19 protein-coding genes and 1 tRNA gene are annotated in these 24,322 nt (G+C 42.2%); 15 read left to right on the forward strand and 5 right to left on the reverse strand.

Translation table 11 applies throughout. The features are described 5' to 3' along the window. The 3 genes from N483_RS12955 to N483_RS12965 all read left to right on the forward strand — a co-directional run bounded on the left by N483_RS12955 (position 1) and on the right by N483_RS12965 (position 1,230). Positions 1-91: transfer RNA gene (locus N483_RS12955), tRNA-Ser, on the forward strand. A gap of 50 nt (positions 92-141) precedes the next feature. Continuing rightward, positions 142-510, forward strand: coding sequence for a hypothetical protein (locus tag N483_RS12960; protein WP_023401715.1), 369 nt, complete (start codon positions 142-144; stop codon positions 508-510). 102 nt (positions 511-612) lie between these two features. Beyond that, positions 613-1,230, forward strand: a complete 618-nt coding sequence (locus N483_RS12965; protein WP_023401716.1) for an FKBP-type peptidyl-prolyl cis-trans isomerase — start codon at positions 613-615, stop codon at positions 1,228-1,230. 58 nt (positions 1,231-1,288) lie between these two features. Here N483_RS12965 and N483_RS12970 read toward each other — a convergent pair whose 3' ends face one another. Further along, positions 1,289-3,706 carry a methyl-accepting chemotaxis protein gene (locus tag N483_RS12970; protein ID WP_023401717.1) on the reverse strand — a complete coding sequence of 806 codons (2,418 nt, stop codon included), beginning with the start codon at positions 3,704-3,706 and terminating at the stop codon, positions 1,289-1,291. Positions 3,707-3,962: 256 nt separating this feature from the next. Here N483_RS12970 and N483_RS12975 point away from each other — a divergent pair, with 256 nt between their 5' ends. From N483_RS12975 to N483_RS12995, 5 genes are all read left to right on the forward strand, one after another. Further along, complete coding sequence (locus tag N483_RS12975; protein WP_172642431.1) at positions 3,963-4,892, forward strand: cytochrome-c peroxidase; 930 nt, start codon at positions 3,963-3,965, stop codon at positions 4,890-4,892. Positions 4,893-4,901: 9 nt separating this feature from the next. Beyond that, on the forward strand, positions 4,902-5,510 hold the full coding sequence (locus N483_RS12980; protein WP_023401719.1) for a hypothetical protein: 609 nt from the start codon (positions 4,902-4,904) through the stop codon (positions 5,508-5,510). A 10-nt stretch (positions 5,511-5,520) separates the two neighbouring features. Then, positions 5,521-6,108 (forward strand): cytochrome P460 family protein, encoded by a 588-nt coding sequence (locus N483_RS12985; protein ID WP_023401720.1) that lies wholly within the window; start codon positions 5,521-5,523, stop codon positions 6,106-6,108. 663 nt (positions 6,109-6,771) lie between these two features. Further along, positions 6,772-7,194: a globin family protein gene (locus N483_RS12990; RefSeq protein WP_023401721.1), complete on the forward strand. Its 423-nt coding sequence runs from the start codon at positions 6,772-6,774 to the stop codon at positions 7,192-7,194. 177 nt (positions 7,195-7,371) lie between these two features. Next, positions 7,372-8,589, forward strand: a complete 1,218-nt coding sequence (locus tag N483_RS12995; RefSeq protein ID WP_023401722.1) for a glycoside hydrolase family 18 protein — start codon at positions 7,372-7,374, stop codon at positions 8,587-8,589. 619 nt (positions 8,590-9,208) lie between these two features. Here N483_RS12995 and asnS read toward each other — a convergent pair. After that, positions 9,209-10,606 (reverse strand): asparagine--tRNA ligase, encoded by a 1,398-nt coding sequence (asnS, locus tag N483_RS13000; RefSeq protein ID WP_023401723.1) that lies wholly within the window; start codon positions 10,604-10,606, stop codon positions 9,209-9,211. 345 nt (positions 10,607-10,951) lie between these two features. Here asnS and N483_RS13010 point away from each other — a divergent pair, with 345 nt between their 5' ends. After that, a complete protein-coding gene (locus N483_RS13010) occupies positions 10,952-11,386 on the forward strand; it encodes an AAA family ATPase (protein ID WP_023401725.1) in 435 nt (144 codons plus the stop codon). 32 nt (positions 11,387-11,418) lie between these two features. Here the strand turns inward: N483_RS13010 and N483_RS13015 are convergent, their stop codons facing one another. Then, the gene (locus N483_RS13015) at positions 11,419-12,756 is read right to left on the reverse strand and encodes a KamA family radical SAM protein (RefSeq protein WP_023401726.1); all 1,338 of its coding nucleotides are present in this window, start codon (positions 12,754-12,756) and stop codon (positions 11,419-11,421) included. Between the two features lie 215 nt (positions 12,757-12,971). Next, positions 12,972-14,261, reverse strand: a complete 1,290-nt coding sequence (bioA, locus tag N483_RS13020) for an adenosylmethionine--8-amino-7-oxononanoate transaminase (protein ID WP_023401727.1) — start codon at positions 14,259-14,261, stop codon at positions 12,972-12,974. 113 nt (positions 14,262-14,374) lie between these two features. Here bioA and bioB point away from each other — a divergent pair, with 113 nt between their 5' ends. The 6 genes from bioB to N483_RS13050 all read left to right on the forward strand — a co-directional run bounded on the left by bioB (position 14,375) and on the right by N483_RS13050 (position 21,089). Then, the gene (gene bioB, locus N483_RS13025; RefSeq protein ID WP_023401728.1) at positions 14,375-15,418 is read left to right on the forward strand and encodes a biotin synthase BioB; all 1,044 of its coding nucleotides are present in this window, start codon (positions 14,375-14,377) and stop codon (positions 15,416-15,418) included. Continuing rightward, positions 15,419-16,552, forward strand: a complete 1,134-nt coding sequence (locus tag N483_RS13030; protein WP_023401729.1) for an aminotransferase class I/II-fold pyridoxal phosphate-dependent enzyme — start codon at positions 15,419-15,421, stop codon at positions 16,550-16,552. Then, on the forward strand, positions 16,549-17,304 hold the full coding sequence (locus N483_RS13035; RefSeq protein WP_023401730.1) for a methyltransferase domain-containing protein: 756 nt from the start codon (positions 16,549-16,551) through the stop codon (positions 17,302-17,304). Before N483_RS13030 ends, N483_RS13035 begins: the two co-directional genes overlap by 4 nt. Continuing rightward, positions 17,301-17,978, forward strand: coding sequence for a dethiobiotin synthase (gene bioD / locus N483_RS13040; RefSeq protein ID WP_023401731.1), 678 nt, complete (start codon positions 17,301-17,303; stop codon positions 17,976-17,978). Before N483_RS13035 ends, bioD begins: the two co-directional genes overlap by 4 nt. Positions 17,979-18,240: 262 nt before the next feature. Continuing rightward, positions 18,241-20,103 carry a S8 family serine peptidase gene (locus N483_RS13045; protein WP_023401732.1) on the forward strand — a complete coding sequence of 621 codons (1,863 nt, stop codon included), beginning with the start codon at positions 18,241-18,243 and terminating at the stop codon, positions 20,101-20,103. Positions 20,104-20,201: 98 nt separating this feature from the next. Beyond that, positions 20,202-21,089: an NAD-dependent epimerase/dehydratase family protein gene (locus N483_RS13050; protein WP_023401733.1), complete on the forward strand. Its 888-nt coding sequence runs from the start codon at positions 20,202-20,204 to the stop codon at positions 21,087-21,089. A gap of 52 nt (positions 21,090-21,141) precedes the next feature. Here the strand turns inward: N483_RS13050 and N483_RS13055 are convergent, their stop codons facing one another. After that, entirely contained in the window at positions 21,142-23,772 is a 2,631-nt protein-coding gene (locus N483_RS13055) for a DUF2339 domain-containing protein (protein WP_023401734.1), read from the reverse strand. Positions 23,773-24,322: the final 550 nt, after the last annotated feature.

The raw sequence follows: 24,322 nt of genomic DNA on the forward strand, positions 1-24,322 counted from the left end.
GGAGAGATGGCTGAGTGGTTGAAAGCACCGGTCTTGAAAACCGGCATACGTTAATAGCGTATCTAGGGTTCAAATCCCTATCTCTCCGCCACCTCATTCCCAAAACCGCCTAACGGCGGTTTTTTTCGTTAGGAGAGTTCAATGGCCCAAGATGTTGTAAAACATTGCTCGTTATGGATTGTCTTTAGTTTTTTCTATTTAAGTGGTCTGCAAATGGCAGTGATTATGTCAATTGATGGCCAGTCTGAACCCACACTTTGGCAAACACTGTTATATACTTTTTTATTTAATGCCCTGATTGGACATCTCATTACGAAGTATGAAAAGCTATGGCCATTTTTAGCATCAATTGTTATTTCATTATTTGGTGTGATTGGTTTTGGGATCTTTTTTGGCGACAAACTTGCCGGTTACAGTAATGAGCTGGTTATAGGTTTAGTGTTATCTCTTCCATTTGCGACATTCTTAGTTAAAGAACTAAAATCAAAAAAGTTTGATACTAACTCATGATAAGTAGTTTATAGGGCGTGTATTTTCTTTGCGCCCTATAAGTTATCCTTTCTCTGTGCTAAACTGCGCGTCCTTTTAAAATGATAAATAAAGTGAATTTATATGTCAGATTTATTCAACACAGACGCTGGTAAAGCGAGCTACGGTATTGGTCTACAGATGGGCGAGCAATTAAAAGCTAACCCTTTCGAAGGTCTAGACTTAAATGCAGTTTTTGAAGGTATGAAAGACGCATACACTGGCGGTGAGTTCCGCGTTGAGATCCCAGAGATCCAAGCTGCTTTCGAAAAGATCAATAGCGAAATCCAAGCTCGTCGTGAAGAAGAAGCAAAAGTACTAGCTGCTGAAGGCACTACTTTCTTAGAAGAAAATGCAAAGCGCGCTGAAGTAACTGTAACTGAGTCTGGTCTTCAGTACGAAGTTATCACTACAGGTGAGGGTGACAAGCCTTCTGCCGATTCAACAGTACGTGTTCATTACCACGGTACTTTAATCAACGGCACTGTATTTGATAGCTCATACGACCGTGGTCAGCCTGCTGAATTCCCTGTAAATGGCGTGATCAAAGGCTGGACTGAAGCACTACAGCTTATGACTGCTGGCTCTAAACTACGTCTATACATTCCACACGACCTAGCATACGGTGAGCGTGGTGCTGGCGCATCAATCGCACCTTACTCAACACTTATCTTTGATGTTGAGCTTCTAGAGATCCTATAAGTTAGGTTGTCTTGAAAAGCAGTATGCTCAGTAACCACTGAGCATACTTATTCTATTATTACTGGTCAAAGAACTCATATAGTTCCGACAAAGTGCCACGTCTCTCTTCATTTTCAACTATAAATTCCATACCGTAGTAAGTATATTCTTGGTTCTTTTCCTCTTTCCTTACCACACGTGCTGATATCTTCATAGGAGTTTGATCCATATACTCTTTGTAATTCTTTTTAGGGAGATACATTACCAAAGTTAAATTTGCGTCAATGTCTAACTCTTGATTCAATTGTTTACTAAGTGTGACACCACAGCCAACACAGCTTAATTCCCGTGTGATGGTAGAGTACGATATGTCTTGGGCGATGAGCTGGATCTTAATTTTTGCTTCCAATCTGTCTGAACGCCTTTTTTCATGGCGCTTTTTAATGGCATCTTTATCTTCGTCAAAATGGAAACTATCCATTAGGTTGTTCACAAGTTCAGATGTCTGATACAAATCGGCCCCAATCATGGAAACCATCTGCGCTTTCTCAGCGTTTTGCTGCAATGATGAGAATAGGTGCTGTAGTTTGTGTTGCATTTCGTGCATCTGATTACTTTGTTCATTAGATCGCTGAGCAATTTGGTCATTGGCAGAAATAATAGAATCAATCGTGCTTGTCATCGCTCTAAGTGCTTGGCCGCTTTCATCTGAACGCATCTTACTGACATCAACTTGATGAATTATATCCGACATTAACCTGATCACATCGCCCACTTTGTTAGTCAACTGAGAGATCACAGTTCTAATTTCGTCTGTAGAGTTGGCAGTTCTCTGTGCCAAATTTCTTACTTCGTCAGCAACTACGGCAAAACCTCTGCCTTGTTCACCAGCTCTTGCAGCTTCAATTGCGGCATTGAGCGCTATCAGTGCAGTTTGATCTGCGACAGTAGAGATGGCGTCAGTCACAGATTCGATTTCTTCGCTCGCAGCTTTGAGCTCTTCAACACCTTCGGAAGCAAGCGTTACGACTTCAACTGTTTTTGCCATTTCACTAAGGTTACTCTCGACTGCTTGTATACCTGTGTCCGCTTCTGTTTTGGCTTGCTCTAGCACTACTTGGCTTTGTTCTATGGCTTGTCCAGATTCAACTAACAAGTCCATAAAGGACTCTATTACGCGCATTACTTCTGAATAACTTGCGTTCTCATTTTTGGCAACAGTGCTTATTTCTGTTGCAATTGCAGCCACCTGGTGTGCTGAGTGGCCAACTTGTCTAGATTGGCGTCTTACTGTCGCAATGGTTGAGGATAAAGAGAGCGTCATGTGGTTAAAACTTTCCGACAGTTGGTTTAGCTCATCATCAGAACGAATAACAAAATACGATTGTTGTGTTTTAAAATCTCCCACAGAGATATTTTTCGCTCTTGTCAACAAAGACTTAACTCGGTTTTTGAGCTTGCTGCTGAACATCACGCTGATCACACTGGCTATTAAGATAGTGAGGATAGAACTGATCGCAAGGACAACTAGCATATTGGAGAGCGCATGTTGGGTGTCATCAATCCCTTGCTTAGTGACAAACTCAACGTGCTCGTTCATTTCTTGCAACTCACTGAAAATAGTTTCAGTTAGTGGCTTTATCGTTGTACTGAGGTGGTGGGTGGCAAAATTGGCTTCTTCACTAGCTTGTTTTTCAAAGGCTAGTATAGTGATAGGCGCGAGTTTTTCCCGCTCTTCACTGTACGAACTCCAATAGTCTAATTGCTCATCGGTAAATAAGTCTTCGAAGTCATCTAGGATAGATACAAATGCATCACTATTTTTAAACCAAGCTTGATCAAATCCATCGATGTTCTTTTGTTCGCGAGTCAATAAAAAAGCCCGTAACTCTGAAATGGCAGTGGCGAAACTGACTTCAGAATCGACTAACAATTTGAACAGCTCAATGCGGTCTTCATCCAAGTCTTGTTCACTTTCAATTTCGATCATTTGTGCTAGTAACTGCACCATGGACTCAGCAAGCGGGATAGCCTGTGTCACCAGTAGTTTAACCGCAGGCTCATTCTCAAGCGTGTTTGCGATGTTGGAAGTAACTTGTTGCTCTTGCTTGAGCCGCTTTAGATTAGATTGAATCACGCGTAGCTTATCCTCGCTAAACCCAGTCTGATTCGCGAGTTGGCTCAATTGTGTAAAGTTTCGCTCAATGTCTTCCCATGCATTCTCTCTTCTCGCAACTGCAATATTACGTGCTTGCACGTTACTACCTGTAATAATTTGCTCTTCAAGTGCGATTAATGAATCGAGGATTTTCATTTTTAGATCAGAATTGACATTCACCAGTGGGATCGACACTGAGGATACTTGAGTGAAGTTGCTGGCCAATGTACCTGTGCTCAAGTAAACAAAATAGTTACTAAAAATGCCCAGTGATGTAATCACACCAAAAGCCAGTAACATCTGCGCAGCAATGCCTGGAACGAAACGAGAAATTTTCATATTTTGTTATGAGCTCTGATTTATTTTAGTAGCAAGGTACTTTGGTGTTTGTACCTAATTCCTTGGATTTAATAAACTTTTATTAAAAGCTACTAATTTTTTGATTTATTGAAAAATATAGTCAATCCTTCGGTAAGGTCAAAGTTTATATCTAAATATTTACAAATGATTATTGATTACTTGGGGGCTGGTAATGGATTGTAACAAATGGCTTTTATTCTCTTGTGCTCTGACGCTTTGTTCGGGAGCGTGGGCGGTGGATTCACCCGCATATGGTAATTTGGCAACGCCGGATATTGATGACATAGAGTACATCGATGATGAAGAGCCCAGCGAGAGGGAAGTAAACCTCGGTAAAATGCTATTTTTTGATAACAGATTGTCAAAACATCAAAATCAGTCATGTGCGACATGTCACAACCCAGAGTTGGGCTTTAGTGACGGTTTAGCAAAAGGCATTGGAAGCGGAGGAGATATTTTGGGGCGTAACGCGCCACACCTATATAACCTAGCTTGGTCTGCTATCTTTTTCTGGGACGGTAGGGCAAAAAGTCTTGAAGAACAAGCTTTAGGGCCGATAGTTTCTGATGTTGAAATGCAAATGACACCTAAAGAAGCGTTACAAAGGTTAGAAAAAGTACCGTTTTACAAAAAAGAATTTAAAGAGGTATATGGAGCCTTAACGTTCGAAAACATTGGTCGCGCAATTGCCGCGTTTGAAATGACTATAATTAGTGACGACTCGGCATTTGATAAATATCTCGCTGGTCAAAGAGAGGCGATGTCGCATTCAGCAATTAGAGGACTCAAACTGTTTGTCGGTAAAGCAAGATGTGTCAAGTGTCATGACGGCGCAAACTTTACTGATGACAGTTTTCACAATATCGGCATTGAAGACAATGACGATGGTCGATTTGCCGTTGACCCAAATAGTAAGCTAAAAGGCGCTTTTAAAACTCCAGGGCTTAGAAACATCATCATGAGTGCACCATATATGCACGATGGCTCTTTAGCCAGCCTAGAAGAAGTTGTTGAACACTATGACAAAGGGGCGGTAAACGTGAAAAATGTTAGCCCTTTGATCGTGCCGCTTAATTTAAATCCACAGGAAAAAGCGGATCTCATTGCATTTATGGCGGCTTTAACAGATCCGGTTGTTATCACCCGTCCCAAATTACCAAACTAAGGAGTGGCCATGAAAAAATATATGTTAATAAGTATAGGGCTATGTTCGATATTTTCTGCCGAAGCAGCGGTATTAACGGGGGAGTTAGAGTTTGTTAAACGCCCTTCATTTGTCGGTTTAGTCTATGCTAAAGGTGGCAAAGGACCAAGTTCTGCAGAGTTGGATCAGTCCAATAAAGTGTTCGATAAAAAAGCGGTAGTGATTGGAAAAAGTGGAGAGATTACGTTTAAAAATTCCGATGAATTTCAACATAATATTTTTGCTAATGACCCGAACTCAGGCGTCAAATTTGACGTAGGGCTTATGAACCATGGACAGACAACAAAGGTGTCAGCTGATTGGTCCGAAAATACGCTAACCAGAATTGGTTGTAAAATTCATCCTAAAATGCGCAGCTATATTGCAAATGTAAACTCTGATGCCTATCAGGTGCTGCCTTTTACCAAAAAACAAAAGGTATACCCAATTAAACTAGACGTTGGTTCTCATACTGAATTTGTGCTCCAAATCCCAAAATACGATCCCGTCGAACTAAAGTTGGCAAAGGGACAAGAAACGAGCGTTGATGTGATGTATAAAGGCAAAAAGCGTGCGACATTAAAGCTTGCTCTAAATTAGGGAGCCATCAATGACACGTATTATACAATTGCTGTGTGTGTTACTCAGCTTACATTCTTTTACTGTATCGGCAGATCCGTTTAACGTGTACCCGTTTAAAATACCTGATAAATACAAAGCTGCTTTAAAAGATTACCGAACCAAGTGGCATCGTATGACGGGTTTTGAGCACTCAGGACTTCACTGGCAGCAGTTTATTGTCGTTTTTCTTAATCAAGATGCGAAAGTATATGAGCAAAACTATCTAGAATATTTAAGATATTATCAAGATTATGATGAAGAAGAAGAGGATGAAGACGAAATTGCTGAGCCAAACTTTAAGGTTTATAGCCCTGGCACCATTGTTTTGAAGGAGAACTTTTCATCGGTTTCTGGAGCGCCCCATGATGCCCTGACTATTACGATGATGATTAAACGAGAAAAAGGCTATTCTAAAGGGTTTGGGGATTGGGAATACGTTCAATTTGATAAAGAAGGCAATATTGTTTTAGCTGGGAAAGGCAGTGAACCAATGATAAAGCAAATGTGTTCAAATTGTCATGCAAGCATTGAAGAGCGCGATTTCATATTCGCTAATTTTTATTCTAGAAAAAAATAGTGATGTAATTACGCAGGCTGTGATGTAATTCTTCGCAGCCTCTATCACTTCCTCCTCTAATGACTGCTGATCCCTGTTTTACTGAATGACAAATTTTTTGTTCTTAGACAGCCAATAAAAACGTCAAACAAAAGTAAAAAAGTATAAATTTCGATATGCAAGTTTGCAGATTCGTATGGCACATACGTAATTGCCTTGCGAGAGAGACAAAAGAGTTTAGCCGCTAAGTTCGCTACAGCAGAGTTATTTGGTTTGATGTCTTCGCGAGTATATTTTTACTCTGCAGTGATTGGTTTCAATTTTGGACTTCAAATTCTACTTAATCAGATTGTGGTATTAAAACTGTGAAAAAAAGAGGAGTGGTAATCACGCTGATTTACATACATTTATATGTACAATTAGAATTTGTCGGCGCTGTTGTGTAAATTCATAGAAACGTTTTGTTGTTGTTTGTTCATGGCTTGATGTCTTACAGAGGACTGTGTCTAATCGAAAAACGATGAACTCATCGATGACTAATGATTAGCTTGATTTTTTTTCATGATTTAAAGTGTTTGTTGAAGCGGGGGAATAACCAATTTTATTGTGATAATACGTATTATTAGCCAGATTGAGCTATACGGTCTAGAGTTGTTAACAGAGCCATAAATCTCGGATGTTAATATGAGCATATCACAGAGACAAAAACAGTTAGTACAAGCAAGTTTTGTAAAAGTTGAGCCTATTTCAGAGCAAGCGGCTGATATTTTTTATACAACACTGTTCGAATATGACCCATCACTTAAATCATTATTTAAAAATAGCATGAAAAGCCAAGGTCAAAAGTTAATGGCGACTTTAAAAGTTGCCGTCAATTCTTTAGACGATTTAGACGCATTGGTCCCTGTGCTGCAAAAACTGGCCGAGCGGCACGTCAACTATGGCGTTAAACCAGAGCATTTCACACTTGTTGGAAATGCATTGCTTTATACCCTGAAAAAAGGGCTGGGTAGCGATTGGAACTCGGAGTTGAGACAAGCTTGGATCGATGTGTTTAAAGTTGTCGCAACGGTGATGAAAAATCATGCATTTAATACAAAGCATTAGATGATTGTGGTTTTTTTGGTTCAAAAGCGACAGCACTAAGTCATTTTATATGTTGTTTTTAACAATATAAGCCTAATAAAAAAGGTACATATTTACCGTAAAAATATTCAATACTCTATAAGGGTTATTCGTGTTACTTAAAGTAAGGATACATATTTTAACAACATGGAGAAGGTTATGTTTAAACGAAATTGCATCGCGGCATTGACTGTCGCATGTATTGGTTCCATAGCAACAAGTGCTGTCAGTGCAGAGTCGTGCCCTAGAGTCGAAGGTTTTTACTCGACTTGGGATTACCCCGCAGGTGGAGAGCTTGACGTAAGTGATCTTGCGACCGAACAGCTTACGCATATTATAGTGGCTTTTGCCTACCCTCATTCTGATGGCACCATGGATACCACTGAAGCTGATCGTTATATTGATGATATCGTGGAGCATGCGCATGCAAACAATACAGGCGTAATGTTGTCTGTTGGTGGAGCAGGGGTAGACTTCTTATCTATGGATGCGCAGGCCAGAAGCAACCTGGTTGACAATTTAGTTGCGTACGCTGAGCTGCATCAGCTAGATGGTATTGATGTTGATTGGGAAGACTGGAGTACATATAACCAGCCAAACCCGATTGAGAGTGCTTACTTGTTAAACTTAGTTAAAGAACTACGTGAAAAGTTACCTCAGCATTTGGAGGTCTCAGTAGATGTTCAGGCCGGTGGTTGGTCAGGGATCAACTTCCATAAAGATCTGGATGAATATGCAGATATTATTCGTTTTATGGCTTATGACTACACTGGCGGTTGGGGCGGTTCTCCTAAAAATCACCATGCTGCATGGGAGTATATCCATGGTGGACTGGTGCATCCAGCACCTTGGAGTCAAAGTATGATAACGAAATATGAAGTAGCGAAGACGAGCCTTGGGATCCCTTTTTACAATAAATCTTTCCCCGTGGTAAGTGGACCTGTGAAAACACTTACAGCCAGAGAAATAGTCGATGTTATCGTTAAAGGAGAGGGCATTGATTACAATCAAGGCTTTTACGAGCTAGATAACTATGTGCATTTTTGGGAAACACCTGAGTTACTGAAGACGAAAACAGATTTTGTATCAGAAAACGGTTATCCCGGAATTTTTATTTGGGAGCTACACCAAGACTCACGCGACGAAGACTACAAGCTATTGGATGTAATCGCCAAAGAGCTACCGAAGTGTCAACCATGTGCACAGCAGTGGCAGCCTTACCCGAGCGTTTATAGTGCTGGTGATGTAGTGAGCTTTGAAGGGAAAAACTGGAAGGTAAATGGCGGCCCATTGCACGGTGTGGCACCTCAAACTTTAGGCCATGCACATCGCTATACAGATCTTGGTGCATGTAAGACTTACGTATTGAACAATTAATAGGCAAAATGGGTTTTACAATTGGAACTCTTGCCATAATACGTAAACGTTAGTGGTTTAACCTAAGAAATTGGGCTCTGAATCAAGTTCAGAGTGACGAGGGCTTATTCCTCTTCGTCATTCTGAGCATTTTGGTGCATTAAAACGCCAGTCATTCTATTCTTGCCTCAGAATCCATATAGTCTTTGTGCTCATTTTGAAACTGGTGATAACTCCGCTGGCGGTTTAACACAACGTGTTTGTTGTATACATACCTCCGTCATGCTGAGCTTGTCTCAGAATCCATATAGTCTTTGTGCTCATTTTGAAACTGGTGATAACTCCGCTGGCGGTTTAACACAATGTGTTTGTTATATACATACCTCCGTCATGCTGAGCTTGCTTCAGAATCCATATAGTCTTTGTGCTCATTTTGAAACTGGTGATAACTCCGCTGGTGGTTTAACACAATGTGTTTGTTGTATACATACCTCCGTCATTCTGAGCTTGCCTCAGAATCCATTTTAAGTTGTGTGCAAGCAAAAGAAAAATCACAACAAACTATTGTTCATCAACGAGCAAAGCGTGGAAACAAAAAAGCCCCGTAAAAACGGGGCTTTCATTTTTAAACTAGGTTAGTTTAGTAAGTCGCGCTGCCTTTAGTGCGCGGGAATGCAATAACGTCACGAACGTTTGCCATACCAGTAACGTATGCAACTAGGCGCTCAAAGCCCAGACCGAAGCCTGAGTGTGGCACAGTACCGTATTTACGAAGGTCTCTGTACCAGCTGTAGTCTTCTTTGTCTAAGCCCATTTCTTCTAAACGCGCATCAAGTACGTCTAAACGCTCTTCACGCTGAGAACCACCGATAATTTCGCCGATACCAGGTGCAACAACGTCCATTGCAGCGACAGTTTTGCCATCTTCGTTTTGACGCATGTAGAATGCTTTAATATCACGCGGGTAGTTCTTGATTACCACAGGTGCTTTAAAGTGTTCTTCAGCTAGGTAGCGTTCATGCTCTGACTGAAGGTCTACACCCCACTCAACGTCAAATTCGAACTTTTTACCAGAGGCTTTTAAGATGTCGATTGCATCTGTGTAGTCTACTTGAGCAAAATCTTTATCTACAAAGTTTTCAAGGCGAGAAATTGCTTCTTTGTTAATACGTTGAGCGAAGAACTCCATGTCATCACGGCGCTCTTCTAATACTGCTTTAAACACATACTTCAACATGCTCTCTGCTAAGTTTGCAACATCATCTAGATCAGCAAATGCAACTTCTGGCTCTACCATCCAGAACTCAGCTAGGTGACGTGATGTATTTGAGTTTTCAGCACGGAATGTTGGGCCAAAGGTATAGATCTTTGACATCGCACTTGCGTAAGTTTCACCGTTTAGCTGACCAGATACAGTAAGGAAGGCTTCTTTACCGAAGAAGTCTTCATTGTAGTCAACGTCGCCTTTGTCCGTACGAGGTAGGTTGTTCATATCTAAAGTAGATACACGGAACATTTCACCTGCACCTTCACAGTCACTGGCAGTGATAATAGGTGTACTGATCCACATGTAACCTTGCTCGTGGAAGAATCTGTGAATCGCTTGTGATAAACAGTTGCGAACACGTGTTACCGCGCCAATTACATTCGTACGAGGACGAAGGTGTGCATGCTCACGAAGATATTCGATTGAGTGGCGCTTTGCAGCCATAGGGTATGTGTCTGGATTTTCTACCCAACCAAGTACTTCTACAGAGTTAGCCTGTAGCTCGAAGCTTTGGCCTTTACCTTGTGATTCAACAAGCACACCTGTTACAGCCACAGAGCAACCAGCAGTTAGGCTCGTTACTTCTTCATAATTATTAAGCGAATTAGGTACTACTGCTTGAATAGGGTCGAAACAAGAACCGTCGTGGACGGCAAGGAATGAAATACCCGCTTTTGAATCGCGTCGTGTACGGATCCAGCCTTTGATTGTAACTTGGCTGTCTACCGCAACGGTGCCTGCTAGTAGCTCCGTTATCGCTATGTGGCTCATCTTTACTCCAAAATGATTTGTAAAAAGGGCTAAAAGTGCCCAGCTTGTTTTTGTCTATATATGCGCATCAGCGCAGATTTCAATGCACTGAGCGCAAATTCTGTTGTGACTCGGTTTTTTAACGCAATTTGCTTGTTGTGTTTGGAGTCACGTGATCGTTATCTTACCTCTGATGGCTACATAAAAAAACTACCAAATGACGCTATTTCAAAAAAATTTGACGATTGCGACCAATATTTGACTTATCACTTTGTTTTACGGGGTATAGAAGACTGTGCGACGGCACATTTTTATGGCATTATAGCTCGGTTATAAATAAAAATAGTCGGAATGAATTTTCACTAAATGAAACAAGCTTTTATTCTTAGAGGGTTGCCGGGCTCAGGCAAAACACACTATGCACACACATTGGCCGATGAACTTGTCTCGGGTGATGAATCAAGGTATACCATTTGCTCTACCGATGATTATTTCACAGACGAACAAGGCCATTATGAGTTTAATAAGGCCAAACTACCTCAGTTTCACAACCTGAACATTGCACGTTTTATAAATGCAATGGCTGAAGGTATACCTCTGGTTATTCTTGATAATACCAACATTAAAAAGTGGGAATTTATCGCTTACGTCAGTGCTGCACATGCAATGGGTTACCAAGTTAAAGAGGTGATCGTGGGAGAGGTTAAAGATAAATCAATGCAGCATCTATATGCCAAGCGAAACCAACATGGCGTTGCATTAAAAACCATAAGTAAAATGGCACATATGTTTGAATGGTAAAAAGCCGACTTTAAAGTCGGCTTTTTTCTGCGTTACATCGCTTCGTATTCTTCTTGCCAGAAGAATTTTTCTTCGCCAAATGCTGGTTTTAAGTCATCTAGCCAGTGTGCGTTCTCGTCAAACTTCGCAAAGAATGGACGTTGTACCCACTCAGGATTACGTGCTTGGATAAAGCGCAGTGCAAATACTTTTTCGCCGTTAATTTCAGTAACGCCTGAAATTTCAACTTTACCTGGGCCTGCACTCATAGAAGGGCCTCGAACCGTGCGGCTTACACCTGATACTTGCTTATATGCATCTTTGAAGATTTCCCACGTTTTGTGAAGTGGTAGTTCAAAGTAGCGTTTTGCACCTGTATCACGTTCAATGAACATGTAATAAGGGATCATGCCCATTTGCGTTTGCTCTTTCCACATCTCAGCCCACATATTTGGATCTGTATTTAAGTGGTTAAGTAAAGGCGCTTGCGTTCTGATTTGCGCACCTGTTTTACGGATAAGCTTAATCGCTTCTTTGGCTACATCAGTGCGTAGCTCTTGTTTGTGGTTAACGTGTGCCATGAACGATACATGCTTGCCCGCATCAACAAGCTCTTTGATAAGTGCGAGTAAGTCTTTTGCATCTGGATCTGTTACGTATCTGAAAGGCCAGAAAGTTAAAGACTTAGTACCAATGCGGATTGTGCGGACATGATCAAATCTTGGCTCTTTAAGTGCCTCTAGGTATTTACGTAATTTAACAGTACGCATTACCATAGGATCGCCACCAGTCATAAGTAGGTCGGTAACTTCAGTGTGCTCTTCAAGATATCTGTGCAGTAGCTCTTCATCGTTATTGTTGAAACGCGTTGCCTTACCAACAAATTGTGCCCAACGGAAACAGAAAGTACAGTATGAGTGGCAGTATTGGCCTTGCGCAGGGAAAAACAACACAGTTTCTTTATACTTGTGTTGAACACCAGCGACGTTTTCGCCTTCAAAAGACGGTACGTTTTTGTCCATTTGACCTGCTGGATGTGGATTAAGCTTTTGTCTTAGTTTGGTTGCTAGCTCGAACACCTCTTCTGGTGTGTGATCGCGCTTTAATAAAGCAGCCATTTCATCATAAGACTCATCGTCAAGCATGCCGCGCTGAGGGAATGTGAGCTGGAATACTGGATCATTAGGTACCTTGTCCCAATCAATCAGTTCGTCAATAACGTAATTATTTACACGAAATGGGAAAACGTTAGCAACGACCTTCATTTGAAAACGAAGATGCTCAGGTAGCTTATCGAGCTGTTCGATTTTATCAATTTGACGGTGTTGATACACAGTAAAGCGAGGTGGCTGATAGGCCTCTGCCGGCTGCAATTGGACGGATTGTTGCATACTTACTACTTCTCAGCTTGCTAGATTATTAAAAATAAGAGGCGTATTGTATCAAAAAGCTGAAGTAATTTCAGGTACAATTCGTCAAACATTCTGAAAAAATGATACTTTTCATCGTATGTGGTTGGAATATATACAGACTTGCTTGAACAATAATCACCTAGCAAATATTTTGTACCAGCGCATCCAACAAAGTGTGCTGGTACAGCACGATTTTAATACGCTTTTAGCTCGATAGCTTGGTAAATACCGTTGCTTAGATGCCCAATGTCTTCATCTGACGTGATATATGGAGGCATAATATAGATTAATTTTCCAAATGGACGGATCCACATGCCTTTTTGAATGAAGAACTTTTGGATTTTTGCCACATCAACGGTTTCGAATAATTCGACCACACCAATGGCACCAAGAGTCCGGACTTCTTTTACAGCATCAAGTGTCTCGCATCGATGCAAGCTTTGCATGGCTTGGTATACTCTTTCGACATTTGCTTGCCAGTCTGTTTGTTCAAGCAACTCAAGACTTGCAATTGCAGTAGCACAAGCTAGCGGGTTGCCCATAAATGTCGGGCCGTGCATCAACACTTTTGCCTCGCCTTGGCTAATTCCCAATGCCACTTTATCTGTGGTGAGTGTGGCGGATAAAGTCATGCAACCGCCGGTGAGTGCTTTACCTACACACAATATATCCGGTGAGATATCTGCGTGTTCACAGGCAAACATTTTGCCTGTTCGGCCAAATCCAGTGGCTATTTCGTCGAGGATCAGCAGCACATCGTATTGGTCGCACAGTGCGCGAAGCTTTTTCAAATACGCGGGATTGTAAAAGTTCATACCACCGGCGTTTTGCACAATCGGCTCGATTATAAATGCTGCCAGTTCGGTATGATGCTCTGCAAATGCTTGTTCCAAGGTGGCGAGTTCTGCCTCTTCTTGATGTGCATTGAATTTAGACTTTGGTGCTTCCACAAAGACATGCTCAGGCAAAAAACCTTGATACATGCTGTGCATCGAGTTGACTGGATCGCAGACACTCATGGCAGCAAAGGTATCACCATGATAACCTTTTTTAGCTGTCATTAATTTGTTTTTAGACTGTCGTCCTTGACTCAGCCAGTACTGCAAAGCCATTTTAATAGCCACTTCAACGCTCACAGAACCGCTATCGGCTAAAAACACGCGCTGCAGAGGCTCAGGTGTGATTTCGACGAGCTTTTTACAAAGGTTCACAGCAGGTGCATGGGTAATACCGCCAAACATCACATGGCTCATTTGGCTAGCTTGCTCAGTCATAGCTTTTACCAGTTTGGGGTGGTTGTATCCGTGTAAAGCGCTCCACCATGATGCCATGCCATCGATCAACGATTCGCCAGTTTCTAGGAAGATTCGGTTTTTGTCTGTGTGTGTCACTGGGTAAACTGGCAGTGGATCAATCATCGATGTGTAGGGGTGCCAAATATGCTGCTTGTCAAAATCGAGATCGATCGGTTGATTTTTGTTCATTTGTAAACCTTGTTTGCTCATCACTCGTTGACAATACTAAAGCAAGAAGTAGACTAAGCCAATCACCGTCAAATTATCTGGCGAAAAAAACCAGAAAAAGAAGAGATTAAGTTATGGAATATGGCATCGTTCGTCACGATTGGAAACACGCAGAAGTAAAAGCATTATTTGAAATGCCTTTCAACGATTTACTTTTTTATGCTGCGAGTGTACACCGCAAAAATTTCAAACAAAATGAAGTCCAGATCTCAACTCTTCTGTCGATCAAAACAGGCGCATGTCCAGAAGATTGTAAATACTGTCCGCAGTCAGGTCATTACAAAACAGACCTAGAAAGAGAAAGACTGATGGAAGTTGAAAAGGTTGTTAACCAAGCAAAACTAGCTAAAGAAAAAGGCGCAACCCGTTTTTGTATGGGCGCAGCTTGGTCAGATCCTAAAGACAGAGACATGCCATACATTGAAAAAATGGTTAAAGAAGTTAGCGCACTTGGTCTAGAAACTTGTATGACGTTAGGTAAGCTAGACAACCAAAAAGCACATGCATTAAGAAATGCTGGTCTTGATTATTACAATCATAACCTAGATACCTCGCCTGAATATTACGAGCAGATTATCACAACACGTACATACGCAGACCGACTAAATACCATAGATCATGTACGCGATGCAGGCATGAAGGTTTGTTCTGGTGGTATCGTAGGCATGGGTGAGCAAGCAGCTGACCGTTACGGTTTATTAATGCAGTTAGCAAATTTACCAAAACAGCCTGAAAGTGTACCAATCAACATGCTAGTAAAAGTTGCAGGTACGCCACTTGAAGATGTGGAAGATTTAGATCATTTTGAGTTTATCCGTACTATTGCTGTGGCGCGTATTATGATGCCAGAGAGCTATGTGCGTTTATCAGCTGGTCGTACAGCAATGAATGAGCAAATGCAGTCAATGTGTTTCTTTGCTGGCGCAAACTCGATTTTCTATGGTGATAAACTACTAACGACCGAAAACCCAGAAGCAGATGCGGATATGAACCTACTGAAAAAGTTAGGTATGAAGCCAGAGACGCGTGAAGATTACTCCGATGAAGCGTATGAAGCGTCTTTAAACTCTGCAATTGCAGATAAAGCAACGTCAGAGCTATTCTACGAAGCAAAATAAATGGCGTTTGAATTTATAGATCAAGCGCTAGAAGACAAAGCACGTGACGCGCTGCAGCGTCGCCGTATCTGCATAGATAAAGTTTCTGCTCGTCATATCCAAGTTGATGGGCAGCAGTACTTAAACTTTGCCAGTAATGATTATTTAGCGCTTGCAGATCAAGCTGTATCCGGTGACTTTGTCGGCGGCAGCAAAAGCTCTGCACTAGTTACTGGATATCAGCGTACTCACCGACTGCTAGAGGCCAAATTATGTAATTTGCTTGGCTACGAGCGAGCCATGCTATTTGCCAGTGGCTTTGGCGCTAATTTTAGTGTGCTCAGCACTTTATTTCATGATAATAAAGCTGGCCAAGACAGTGCTATGTTTCAAGATAAGCTCAATCATGCCAGCCTCATCGATGGTGGTTTAAATAGTAGTGCCAAATTGGTGCGATTTAACCACAACGATACAAGCCATTTGCGCGCTCGGCTTGAAAAAACGAGAGTGCAAAATAAGCTAATTGTCAGTGAAGGCATTTTTTCTATGGATGGCGATGGTGCACCTTTACAAGAGCTGAAATCTTTGTCTGATACGCACAACGCCTGGTTAATGATCGACGACGCTCATAGCTTTGGAGTGTGTGGTGAACATGGCTTGGGCTCTGTCGAGTCAGGTGTGAAGCCTGACATACTGGTGATCACGTTCGGCAAAGCGATGGGCTGTCAAGGTGCTGCAGTGTTGTCTAGTGAGAGGGTGATTGATTACATGGTGCAGTTTAACCGTGAATATACCTATTCAACAGCTATGTCACCGGCCTTAGCAGAGATTGCATCGACGCAGTTGTCGCGTTTATGCGACAGCTATGACGCGCGGGACACACTGCACGAGCATATTGCCCAGTTTAAAATGCTATGTACTGAAGCGGGTATTCCTGTTCAAGCTTCTAATAGTGCAATTCAACCCGTTGTTTTGGGCGATGCGCAGAGCACATTGAATGCGCAGCAAAGCCTTGCACAAAAAGGTATTTGGCTGACTGCAATTAGGCCGCCAACGGTGCCACACAATACTGCTAGATTACGAGTGACGCTCACCGCAGCACACCAGCAAGTTGACATCGAATACTTGGTTGAATGCCTCAAGGAGGTAATATGAGTGCGATGCTAAAACTGAATATTGCAGATAAGTTTTCACGCGCGTCTGCTCAATATATCAAGCACGCCAACGTGCAACAGCGCTCTGCCGAAATCCTGTTTGCAAGTTTAAACCGCCGCTACAATACTATGTTGGATTTGGGGGCCGGGCCAATGCAACATCATGGTGTGCTATCTCAAAAGTGCGATACTTTAGTGGCTTTGGATCTGAGTGAAGAGATGTTAAAGCAAGGGCCAGCATCTGCAATGAAAGTGTGCGCAGATATGGATGCACTGCCTTTGCAAGCTGAATCTGTGGAATGTGTGTTTAGTAATTTTGCGATGCAGTGGAGCAGTGACTTGCCGACTTTATTTAACCGTTTGAATACCGTGTTAAAGGCTGGTGGTAGTGCACATTTATCCATTGTCATTGATGGTTCTTTGCGCGAAATTGCCAAAGCTTGGCAAGGTGTAGATGGTCATTGCCATGTAAACCAATTCACGCCATTTGAAGACATACTGCAGATTGCAAGGCAAGCTGGGTTTTCGATCCGTTCGATGAGTAAACGCTGTTTAGTGGATATTTACGATACACCACGAGAAGCGTTAAAGTCAGTAAAGAGTATTGGTGCAAACCAGCTCAACAACACGGATGCACGCCGTGGTTTAGTTGGCAAAAAAAGCTATCAGTCTTTGCTCGCTTCGTACCCGCTAGTAGACGGTTTTGCCCATGTTAGTTATGAAGTGGCATTTTTGGAGTTATTAAAAAGATGAGCCAGTTTTTTATCACAGGAACAGATACAGAAGTCGGCAAGACCTATGTCACCAGTTTATTACTAAAATATTTGGTATCTAAGAAGAAAAAGGCATTAGGTTTTAAACCTATAGCAGCCGGTGCCGAAGAGGCGTTTGGCGAGCTGGTCAACGAAGATGCCTTGACCTTAATGGAAGCGGCTAATGTGCACGGTACCTATGAGCAAATAAATCCGTTTTGCTTTGCGCCACCGATTGCACCGCATATCGCGGCGAGCCGCGTAGATGTGCATATTTCAAAACAGGATTTAACCAACAAACTGGCTGATGTGTCTACGCTAGGTGCTGAGTTTACCATGGTTGAAGGTGCAGGTGGTTGGGCATTGCCAATCAATGATACAGACTTTTTATCCACTTGGGTTGCAGAGCAAAACCTACCCGTTATCCTTGTGGTTGGTATGAAGTTAGGTTGCTTAAACCATGCCTTTTTAACAGCCCAAGCCATTGAGGCGTCAGGGGCAAAATGTGTTGGCTGGATTGCCAATCAAATTGACCCAAATATGGCAGAGTATGACGCGAACCTAGAGACGTTAAAACAACGTCTTGATTTTCCGCTGTTGGCTGTCACGCCTTATTCTGAAGAAAAAGCCAAGATGCAAGTGCACTCAGCACTGAACAGCTTACTTGGTGTGTAATACACATATTTATAAATAACCTTCATATTTTTTATGTATATTTATGAAGGTTATTTATTAACTTCCTTCTGTCTAAATGTCAAATATAAGTTGCTAGTTATTGATTTAAATTAATATTTTTAATTATTTTAAAATGTGTATTTTACATTCAATCATAAATAAATGTTTTGTTACTTATTAAACTAATAGATAATAAATTTCATCGTTATCTTTATATCTTAACGGCGTTTCTAGCATTATCAGTAAAAGAAAGGAAAATGCTATGAAATATAAGTTTGCTCCAATTAGTTTAGCAATTTTGCTATCCTGCCAAGTCAATGCAAGTGCAACAGATCGCCTTTATGAACACCGCTGGTTAGACCCAAATGGAGATCCCTACTTATCTCTACAATGGAATTTACTCAACGATGGTAGTCTTGATAATACAGTTGCAGGGCACGACTTGAACTTGTGGCAATCGCACCTTTGGGGGCATAAAGGCCAAGGCGTGCAAATATCCCTAATTGACACAGGTGTAGACGAGCTTCATACGGATTTGATCGACAACTTAATTTTTGACCCCAGTATTGATTCAACAGAACCCTGGGCATCAGCACATGGCACATACATGGCTGGCTTGATCGCAGCTGTGCAAAACGATGTTGGGATCAGAGGTGTTGCCCCTGAAGCAGACGTCATTGTGCACAATAGATTGGGCTCATACATGAGCCGTCATGAGCAGTGGGCTTATCATCGTGGCATTGGGCTGCAAAATGGCAAAACCTCGATTGCGCAAAACTCTCGTGTTTTTAATACCAGCTTTGGGGTAACTCCTGTGCATAGCACGCCGTATAACTATGCTTATACAACCACGGATCCTGATACTGGCGAAACCATTCAGATGGTTAACTTTAGGCTCAGAGACGAGGTGATGGAGCGCATCACATTATCAACAGAGCAAGACAAACGCACCGCACTTTTTGTTCAGGCTGCGGGCAACGGCCACTACCAGACATTAATAAATGCGTATGGTCCTAATGGCATAGATACGCCGGGATATCACCATGCAATAAATAATGGCGGTCTCCCATTTCACAATGCAAATAGCGGCCATTTAACCAGTTTTTGGAAAATTAATGTCAGTGGCGTGAGTGCTGATGGCAGGTTAACCAATAGCTCTACTGTGGGCAGTAATATCTTTGTTACAGCGCCGGCGGGAGCAGATCGAAACACACCAGGTATGGTAACAACGACATTAAGCTGTGATTGGCACCAGAAATATCAAGGCCAACAACAGGCATGTACAGGTCCGCAAGATTATTATTTTAGCGTAAATGGCACATCGTCTGCGGCAGCAAATGTAACAGGTGCAGTGGCGTTGCTCATGTCGGCAGCTGAGCAGCAAGGTCACAACCTGACCGCAAGAGATATCAGGCACTTACTGGCCAATACGGCAACCAAAGTAAACCGAGATATGGAAGACATTAAGTTGTCTAATGTGGTGGCATTGGAAGGCTGGTCTAGTAATGCCGCAGGGGTTGAGTTTTCGCCTTATTATGGCTTTGGCCTAGTCGATGTTGATAAAGCTGCAGAGCTTATTCGCCGTTATGCCGTTGAAAATCTACCGGCAGACTTTGTAAAAACCAAATGGTTTGGCGAGCACGACACCTTTAGCAAGCCCATTTTAGAAGATATTACACATACAACCACCTCAGAAATTGAAGTGACTGAAGATATGTTTATTGAGGGCGTGCAAGTACGTTTAAGTGCAGAGCATGGCCGTATTACTGATTTAAAAGTTGAGCTAGAATCACCAAGTGGCACTCGCAGTATATTGATGTCGCCAAATAATAATCTGGTTGGACAAAACACAGATTATATCGCGCCATCTGAAAAGAGCCTGCTTGGTTATGATGATCATAAACTACTCAGTTATAAATTCTGGGATGAAAGATCTGTTGGCACATGGAAGCTACATATTACGGATATGAATGATCAACAGCGCACGATTGTCACCGACCCGTTTGGCCAACCACGCAGCCGCTACACCATCGAGAATAATACCAAACCGGGCACATTCACTAATTGGTCAATCCGTATACTTGGCCATACGGACAAAGTCACTAAGAAAAAGAACTTAAACTAATCTTCAAAGCTACTTTGTTGAGTCACTCCCAAGGGCTGATTTAAAGGCCCTTTTTCATTTGTTACAATAAAAACAATGATATTAATACTGAGCGGCATATGAAGGTTTTAGTTACAGGCTCCGCAGGGCGCGTTGGTCGAGCCATTTATATTCACCTAGCACACAAGTATAACGTGGTGGGTTTAGACTGCACACCTTGTTCAACTGCAGATTTCGTTGGTGATATTCGCAATGAAACGCTTTTACAGCAGGCGCTTAAAGGTGTTGATGTGGTTGTGCATACCGCGGCATTGCACGCGCCGCATATTAGCCATGTAAGCGATGAAATATTTAATGAGGTGAATGTTACTGCGACCATTAAGTTAGCAAAGTTTGCAATCGCCAACGGCGTCAAGCAACTAGTGTTTACCAGCACAACTGCGTTATATGGCCATGCATCGACGCCCAATGGCAGAGCTGGGTGGGTGACAGAGCAGACAAAACCTTTTCCTAAAACCATCTATCACCATACTAAAATTGCCGCGGAAAAAGCACTTGAAACAATAAGCAATGAGCTTGCTTTCCCCGTAACAGTGCTACAAATGTCGAGATGCTTTCCTGAGCCAGTTGAGCAAATGGCGCTGTACCGACTCAGCCGAGGAGTTGATTACCGAGATGTGGCCTCAGCGCACTACAACGCCATTGAAAAAGCACTGCCAGGCTTTAATCGTTTTATTGTGTCGGGCAAAACACAGTTTGATCCCAGCTGCTGCGAGCAATTATTTAATGATTGCGAGGCCGTTTTACGTGTACGATCACCAAAATTGGTGTCGGTGTTTGAACAGCGTGGGTGGTTGTTACCCAAAGGGTTAGATAGAGTTTATGACTCATCATTAGCACAAAAACTATTGGACTGGGAGCCGAAATATGGCTTTGAGAGCGTTGTTGATTTGTATGACCAAGGTTTTTCTGAAGTCTTGCCAAGTATCAATAATTGGGGCTCATAGTTGCCATAGTGAAGGACAAGCGAGTGGTGGGCACTCGCTTGATATACAGGAATTACGCCTCTTTGCTTTGCGTTGACAATGAAGGTTTGCGCTGCATTTTTTGGAAAAGCCAGCCAACCCCAACCAAACATAAACCTAAACCAATAAACGACAGTGCTCTTAGTAAACCTTCAAGGTTAGACATATCGATCATAAAGGCCTTTAAAATTACCATGGCTAGACCAATGAATCCTATGCTGGTGAGTTGCTTGTGACCCAAATGTTGGGCTACAAAAATAGTTGCAGTTGAAATCAATAGCCATACAATGGAATAAGTATATAACTCGGTTTCAGACATACCTTGCTGCCAATATATAAACCCATCACCAAAGAGCGTGCGGATTTCACCGTTGATAAACATAAATCCAAGCAACGCCATAATCACATATACAACACGATAAAACTGTTTTGCGATGAGCTTAAAATGAATAAAGCCATATAGACAAAGCGCAGGCGTAAGCCACTGCAGCCAAAGCCAGTTTACAACACCGCTGCCAATGTGCTCAGCAATAAAATAAGGACTTTCGAATAACGATATATTTAAGTGGATCAGAGCGCTACCAGCCAGTAGCACTGCGCCGCCAACTACATACAGCTTTTGTAGGCTTGTTTTGAGTTGGCTTCGCCAGAAATAAACGCCTGCCAATATCAACCAATTAAGAGATAGTACGGTTGCTTCTTGGTACGATAGGTGCGCAAAGTTAGGGTAGTCACCAATCAAGAAATAGCTAGTCTCAGTGGTCACGAGCAGTGCACATAAATGAATAAATACCCCGGTAAACCACGCATTCAATGACTTGGCAGGGTTGTATTTTGCGGCAAACCAAACTAGTCCTAGAGTTATTGGGTATACAATGAGTGTCCAATGAACTCCCAATATCGCCTCATTTTTATAATCGGCAATCCAAGGTGACACGGACAAACGTGTAACAACAACTAACAATGCTGCTTTATACAGCCAATCAGGGATCTCTACTTTGTATTTCCAGCTCAAATAACTCATAGAGGCTACCTGCGCCGCAATGGCGAGCGTAAGCGTACTGGCTGATAACAACATGGTAAAACATAATGTCAACATGGTGTTTGCCAAGATGAGGTAGGTGACCCTTTGTAAAGGTATGGGCGATTTCATCGCTGTCAAAGATGCAGCTGCGGCAATAAGCAGCAGTTCAAACGCCCACAAAGGATACAAAATTGCATCACTTTGCAGCGGTAACTCGATGTAGCTAACACCAAAAAGACTGAGGGGGACCAAAACAAGTAGCAGTAGATACGCTACACGTTGGGTGTCGCGCTTGACCATGACAACGCTAAATGCCACACCCAATATAACAGCAAGTTGAACGAACAAATATTTGCCAGTAAAAGGGTAGAGAATATTGTCATACTCAATTTTGTCGGTCATCAAGCTAAACATGTAAAGTGCAAAAAACAATGCTAAATAAGGCCAAGTATCTAGTGCACTGTGTTTATAAGCAGCGCCAATTGCGATGACTGCCACAACTAAAGCTGCGATGGTCAAGTGGCTGAAAGCTGGGTTGATGGTGAGATACATGGCGAACAAGAATAGAGTGATTAAAGTCGCCACTTGCTCTCGTCTTGGCATAAGTAGCGCTTTGATTGAAAGCGGTGTATGCATACCCAAATTGAGTCGCCAGCCTAAAAGGTGTGATAATACGTACAAGTACAGCGACGCCACGGTAAATAGCAAAACAACTGCAAAGTCGTTTTTATCGGCGAAAAAAATGGCTCCAATAAACCAAATGGAATTACCTACGAAGCTTTGCCACCAAACCCATTTTTGTTTTACATAATCGGCAACCCAAACCGCAGATAATGATACAAAAGACACGTATAACAACAATGCTCCTACGTTATTAGACCCAGTAGAGACAAGCGCGGGGACAGCGTAAGCTCCGATGATACCAATTCCTGCCAATACAGGGCCAAAGCGCAGCGCTAAATATGTGGCACCCAATGCAATGATGGCCAAAAAAACAAATGCAAGATTGGCAGGAATAAAGTCATAGTGGTTAAACGATACCAGCACCATGGCAAAACAGGTGATCACTCCACCGCTTGCGAGTGCCGCGGAAATATACGGGGTATTGACGTTAAGTTTGGTTTTAAAGCGGTTGAGCACTTCGGCGCCCGCCACCAAGGCACAGCCAAATAGTGCACCTAAAATAACCCTAACACCCGGTGGTAACAGACCAGCTTCGATGGAATAGTTAGCGAGAAATACACCGCCAATAGATAAAATAAGTGCGCCCAACCAAAAAATACCATTGCCTTTTAGCAGGGTATCTAAGTTAAATTCGGGCAGTGTAAATTGGTTTTTGACCGTTGGTTTAGCAGGTTTAGATAATTGTGACTGATCCACCCCACCAATTTGCACTTGCACTGTATCAGGCTTTGTTGATTCTATTTGTGTTGTTTGCTGAACAGTGGAGGGAGGCGCTGAAGAAGACTCATGCAACGCCTGCTTAAGCTTATCAATTTGTGTTGTTTGAAAGTCGATAATTTTTTGAAGGTGTGTGACCTTTTTCATGAGCTCTTTGATCTGACCGCGATCTTTGAGTGCAATAACAACACCAATAAACAAAAACAGATTAAATGCAAAGGAAAACAACTCAGTATCCATACTCTTTCCTTATATTTATAAAGAGGTAGGATGAGTTTGCTTTAAAAACAGATAATTATCAAGTAGGGCACAAAAGTAACATTGTGGAGCAATGTTACTTTTGCGCAAGGTTAAGTGAGCGGTTTTAGCTGGCGCTGAGTTTTACGTGTTGCGCAGGGGAAATTTTATTGTTCATTAGAGAACCTCTGTCACCCTGAACTTGTTTCAGGCTCCAGTGTTTATGGACGAAAATACCAAAAAATGTCACTGAACTTGGTTTCTTCTTACAAGGCAAGATGAAGAGCGTCGTTTTGCGTAAGATAACTACGTATCGGTTATAAGCTTTACATGGATCCCGGAGCCAGTCCGGGATGACGGTATGGTGCAATGGGGTCGTGACGGCGAACGCAGTGAGTACATTTTTTGAGCACTTCTGTCACCCTGAACTTGTTTCAGGGTCCAGTGTTTATGGACGAAAATACTAAAAACGTCACTGAACTTGGTTTCTTCTTACAAAGCAGGTGAAGAGCGTCGTTTTGCATAAGATAACTACGTATCGGTTATAAGCTTT

This window comes from Pseudoalteromonas luteoviolacea NCIMB 1944, from assembly GCF_001625565.1.
GTDB classification, from domain to species: domain Bacteria; phylum Pseudomonadota; class Gammaproteobacteria; order Enterobacterales; family Alteromonadaceae; genus Pseudoalteromonas; species Pseudoalteromonas luteoviolacea_F.

What these genes read in the sequence shown, in the direction of transcription:
- N483_RS12960 (WP_023401715.1), top strand. Translation starts at nt 142, where the DNA reads ATGGCCCAAGATGTTGTAAAACATTGCTCGTTATGGATTGTCTTTAGT.
- N483_RS12965 (WP_023401716.1), top strand. Translation starts at nt 613, where the DNA reads ATGTCAGATTTATTCAACACAGACGCTGGTAAAGCGAGCTACGGTATT.
- N483_RS12970 (WP_023401717.1), bottom strand. Translation starts at nt 3,706, where the DNA reads ATGAAAATTTCTCGTTTCGTTCCAGGCATTGCTGCGCAGATGTTACTG.
- N483_RS12980 (WP_023401719.1), top strand. Translation starts at nt 4,902, where the DNA reads ATGAAAAAATATATGTTAATAAGTATAGGGCTATGTTCGATATTTTCT.
- N483_RS12985 (WP_023401720.1), top strand. Translation starts at nt 5,521, where the DNA reads ATGACACGTATTATACAATTGCTGTGTGTGTTACTCAGCTTACATTCT.
- N483_RS12990 (WP_023401721.1), top strand. Translation starts at nt 6,772, where the DNA reads ATGAGCATATCACAGAGACAAAAACAGTTAGTACAAGCAAGTTTTGTA.
- N483_RS12995 (WP_023401722.1), top strand. Translation starts at nt 7,372, where the DNA reads ATGTTTAAACGAAATTGCATCGCGGCATTGACTGTCGCATGTATTGGT.
- asnS (WP_023401723.1), bottom strand. Translation starts at nt 10,606, where the DNA reads ATGAGCCACATAGCGATAACGGAGCTACTAGCAGGCACCGTTGCGGTA.
- N483_RS13010 (WP_023401725.1), top strand. Translation starts at nt 10,952, where the DNA reads ATGAAACAAGCTTTTATTCTTAGAGGGTTGCCGGGCTCAGGCAAAACA.
- N483_RS13015 (WP_023401726.1), bottom strand. Translation starts at nt 12,756, where the DNA reads ATGCAACAATCCGTCCAATTGCAGCCGGCAGAGGCCTATCAGCCACCT.
- bioA (WP_023401727.1), bottom strand. Translation starts at nt 14,261, where the DNA reads ATGAACAAAAATCAACCGATCGATCTCGATTTTGACAAGCAGCATATT.
- bioB (WP_023401728.1), top strand. Translation starts at nt 14,375, where the DNA reads ATGGAATATGGCATCGTTCGTCACGATTGGAAACACGCAGAAGTAAAA.
- N483_RS13030 (WP_023401729.1), top strand. Translation starts at nt 15,419, where the DNA reads ATGGCGTTTGAATTTATAGATCAAGCGCTAGAAGACAAAGCACGTGAC.
- N483_RS13035 (WP_023401730.1), top strand. Translation starts at nt 16,549, where the DNA reads ATGAGTGCGATGCTAAAACTGAATATTGCAGATAAGTTTTCACGCGCG.
- bioD (WP_023401731.1), top strand. Translation starts at nt 17,301, where the DNA reads ATGAGCCAGTTTTTTATCACAGGAACAGATACAGAAGTCGGCAAGACC.
- N483_RS13045 (WP_023401732.1), top strand. Translation starts at nt 18,241, where the DNA reads ATGAAATATAAGTTTGCTCCAATTAGTTTAGCAATTTTGCTATCCTGC.
- N483_RS13050 (WP_023401733.1), top strand. Translation starts at nt 20,202, where the DNA reads ATGAAGGTTTTAGTTACAGGCTCCGCAGGGCGCGTTGGTCGAGCCATT.
- N483_RS13055 (WP_023401734.1), bottom strand. Translation starts at nt 23,772, where the DNA reads ATGGATACTGAGTTGTTTTCCTTTGCATTTAATCTGTTTTTGTTTATT.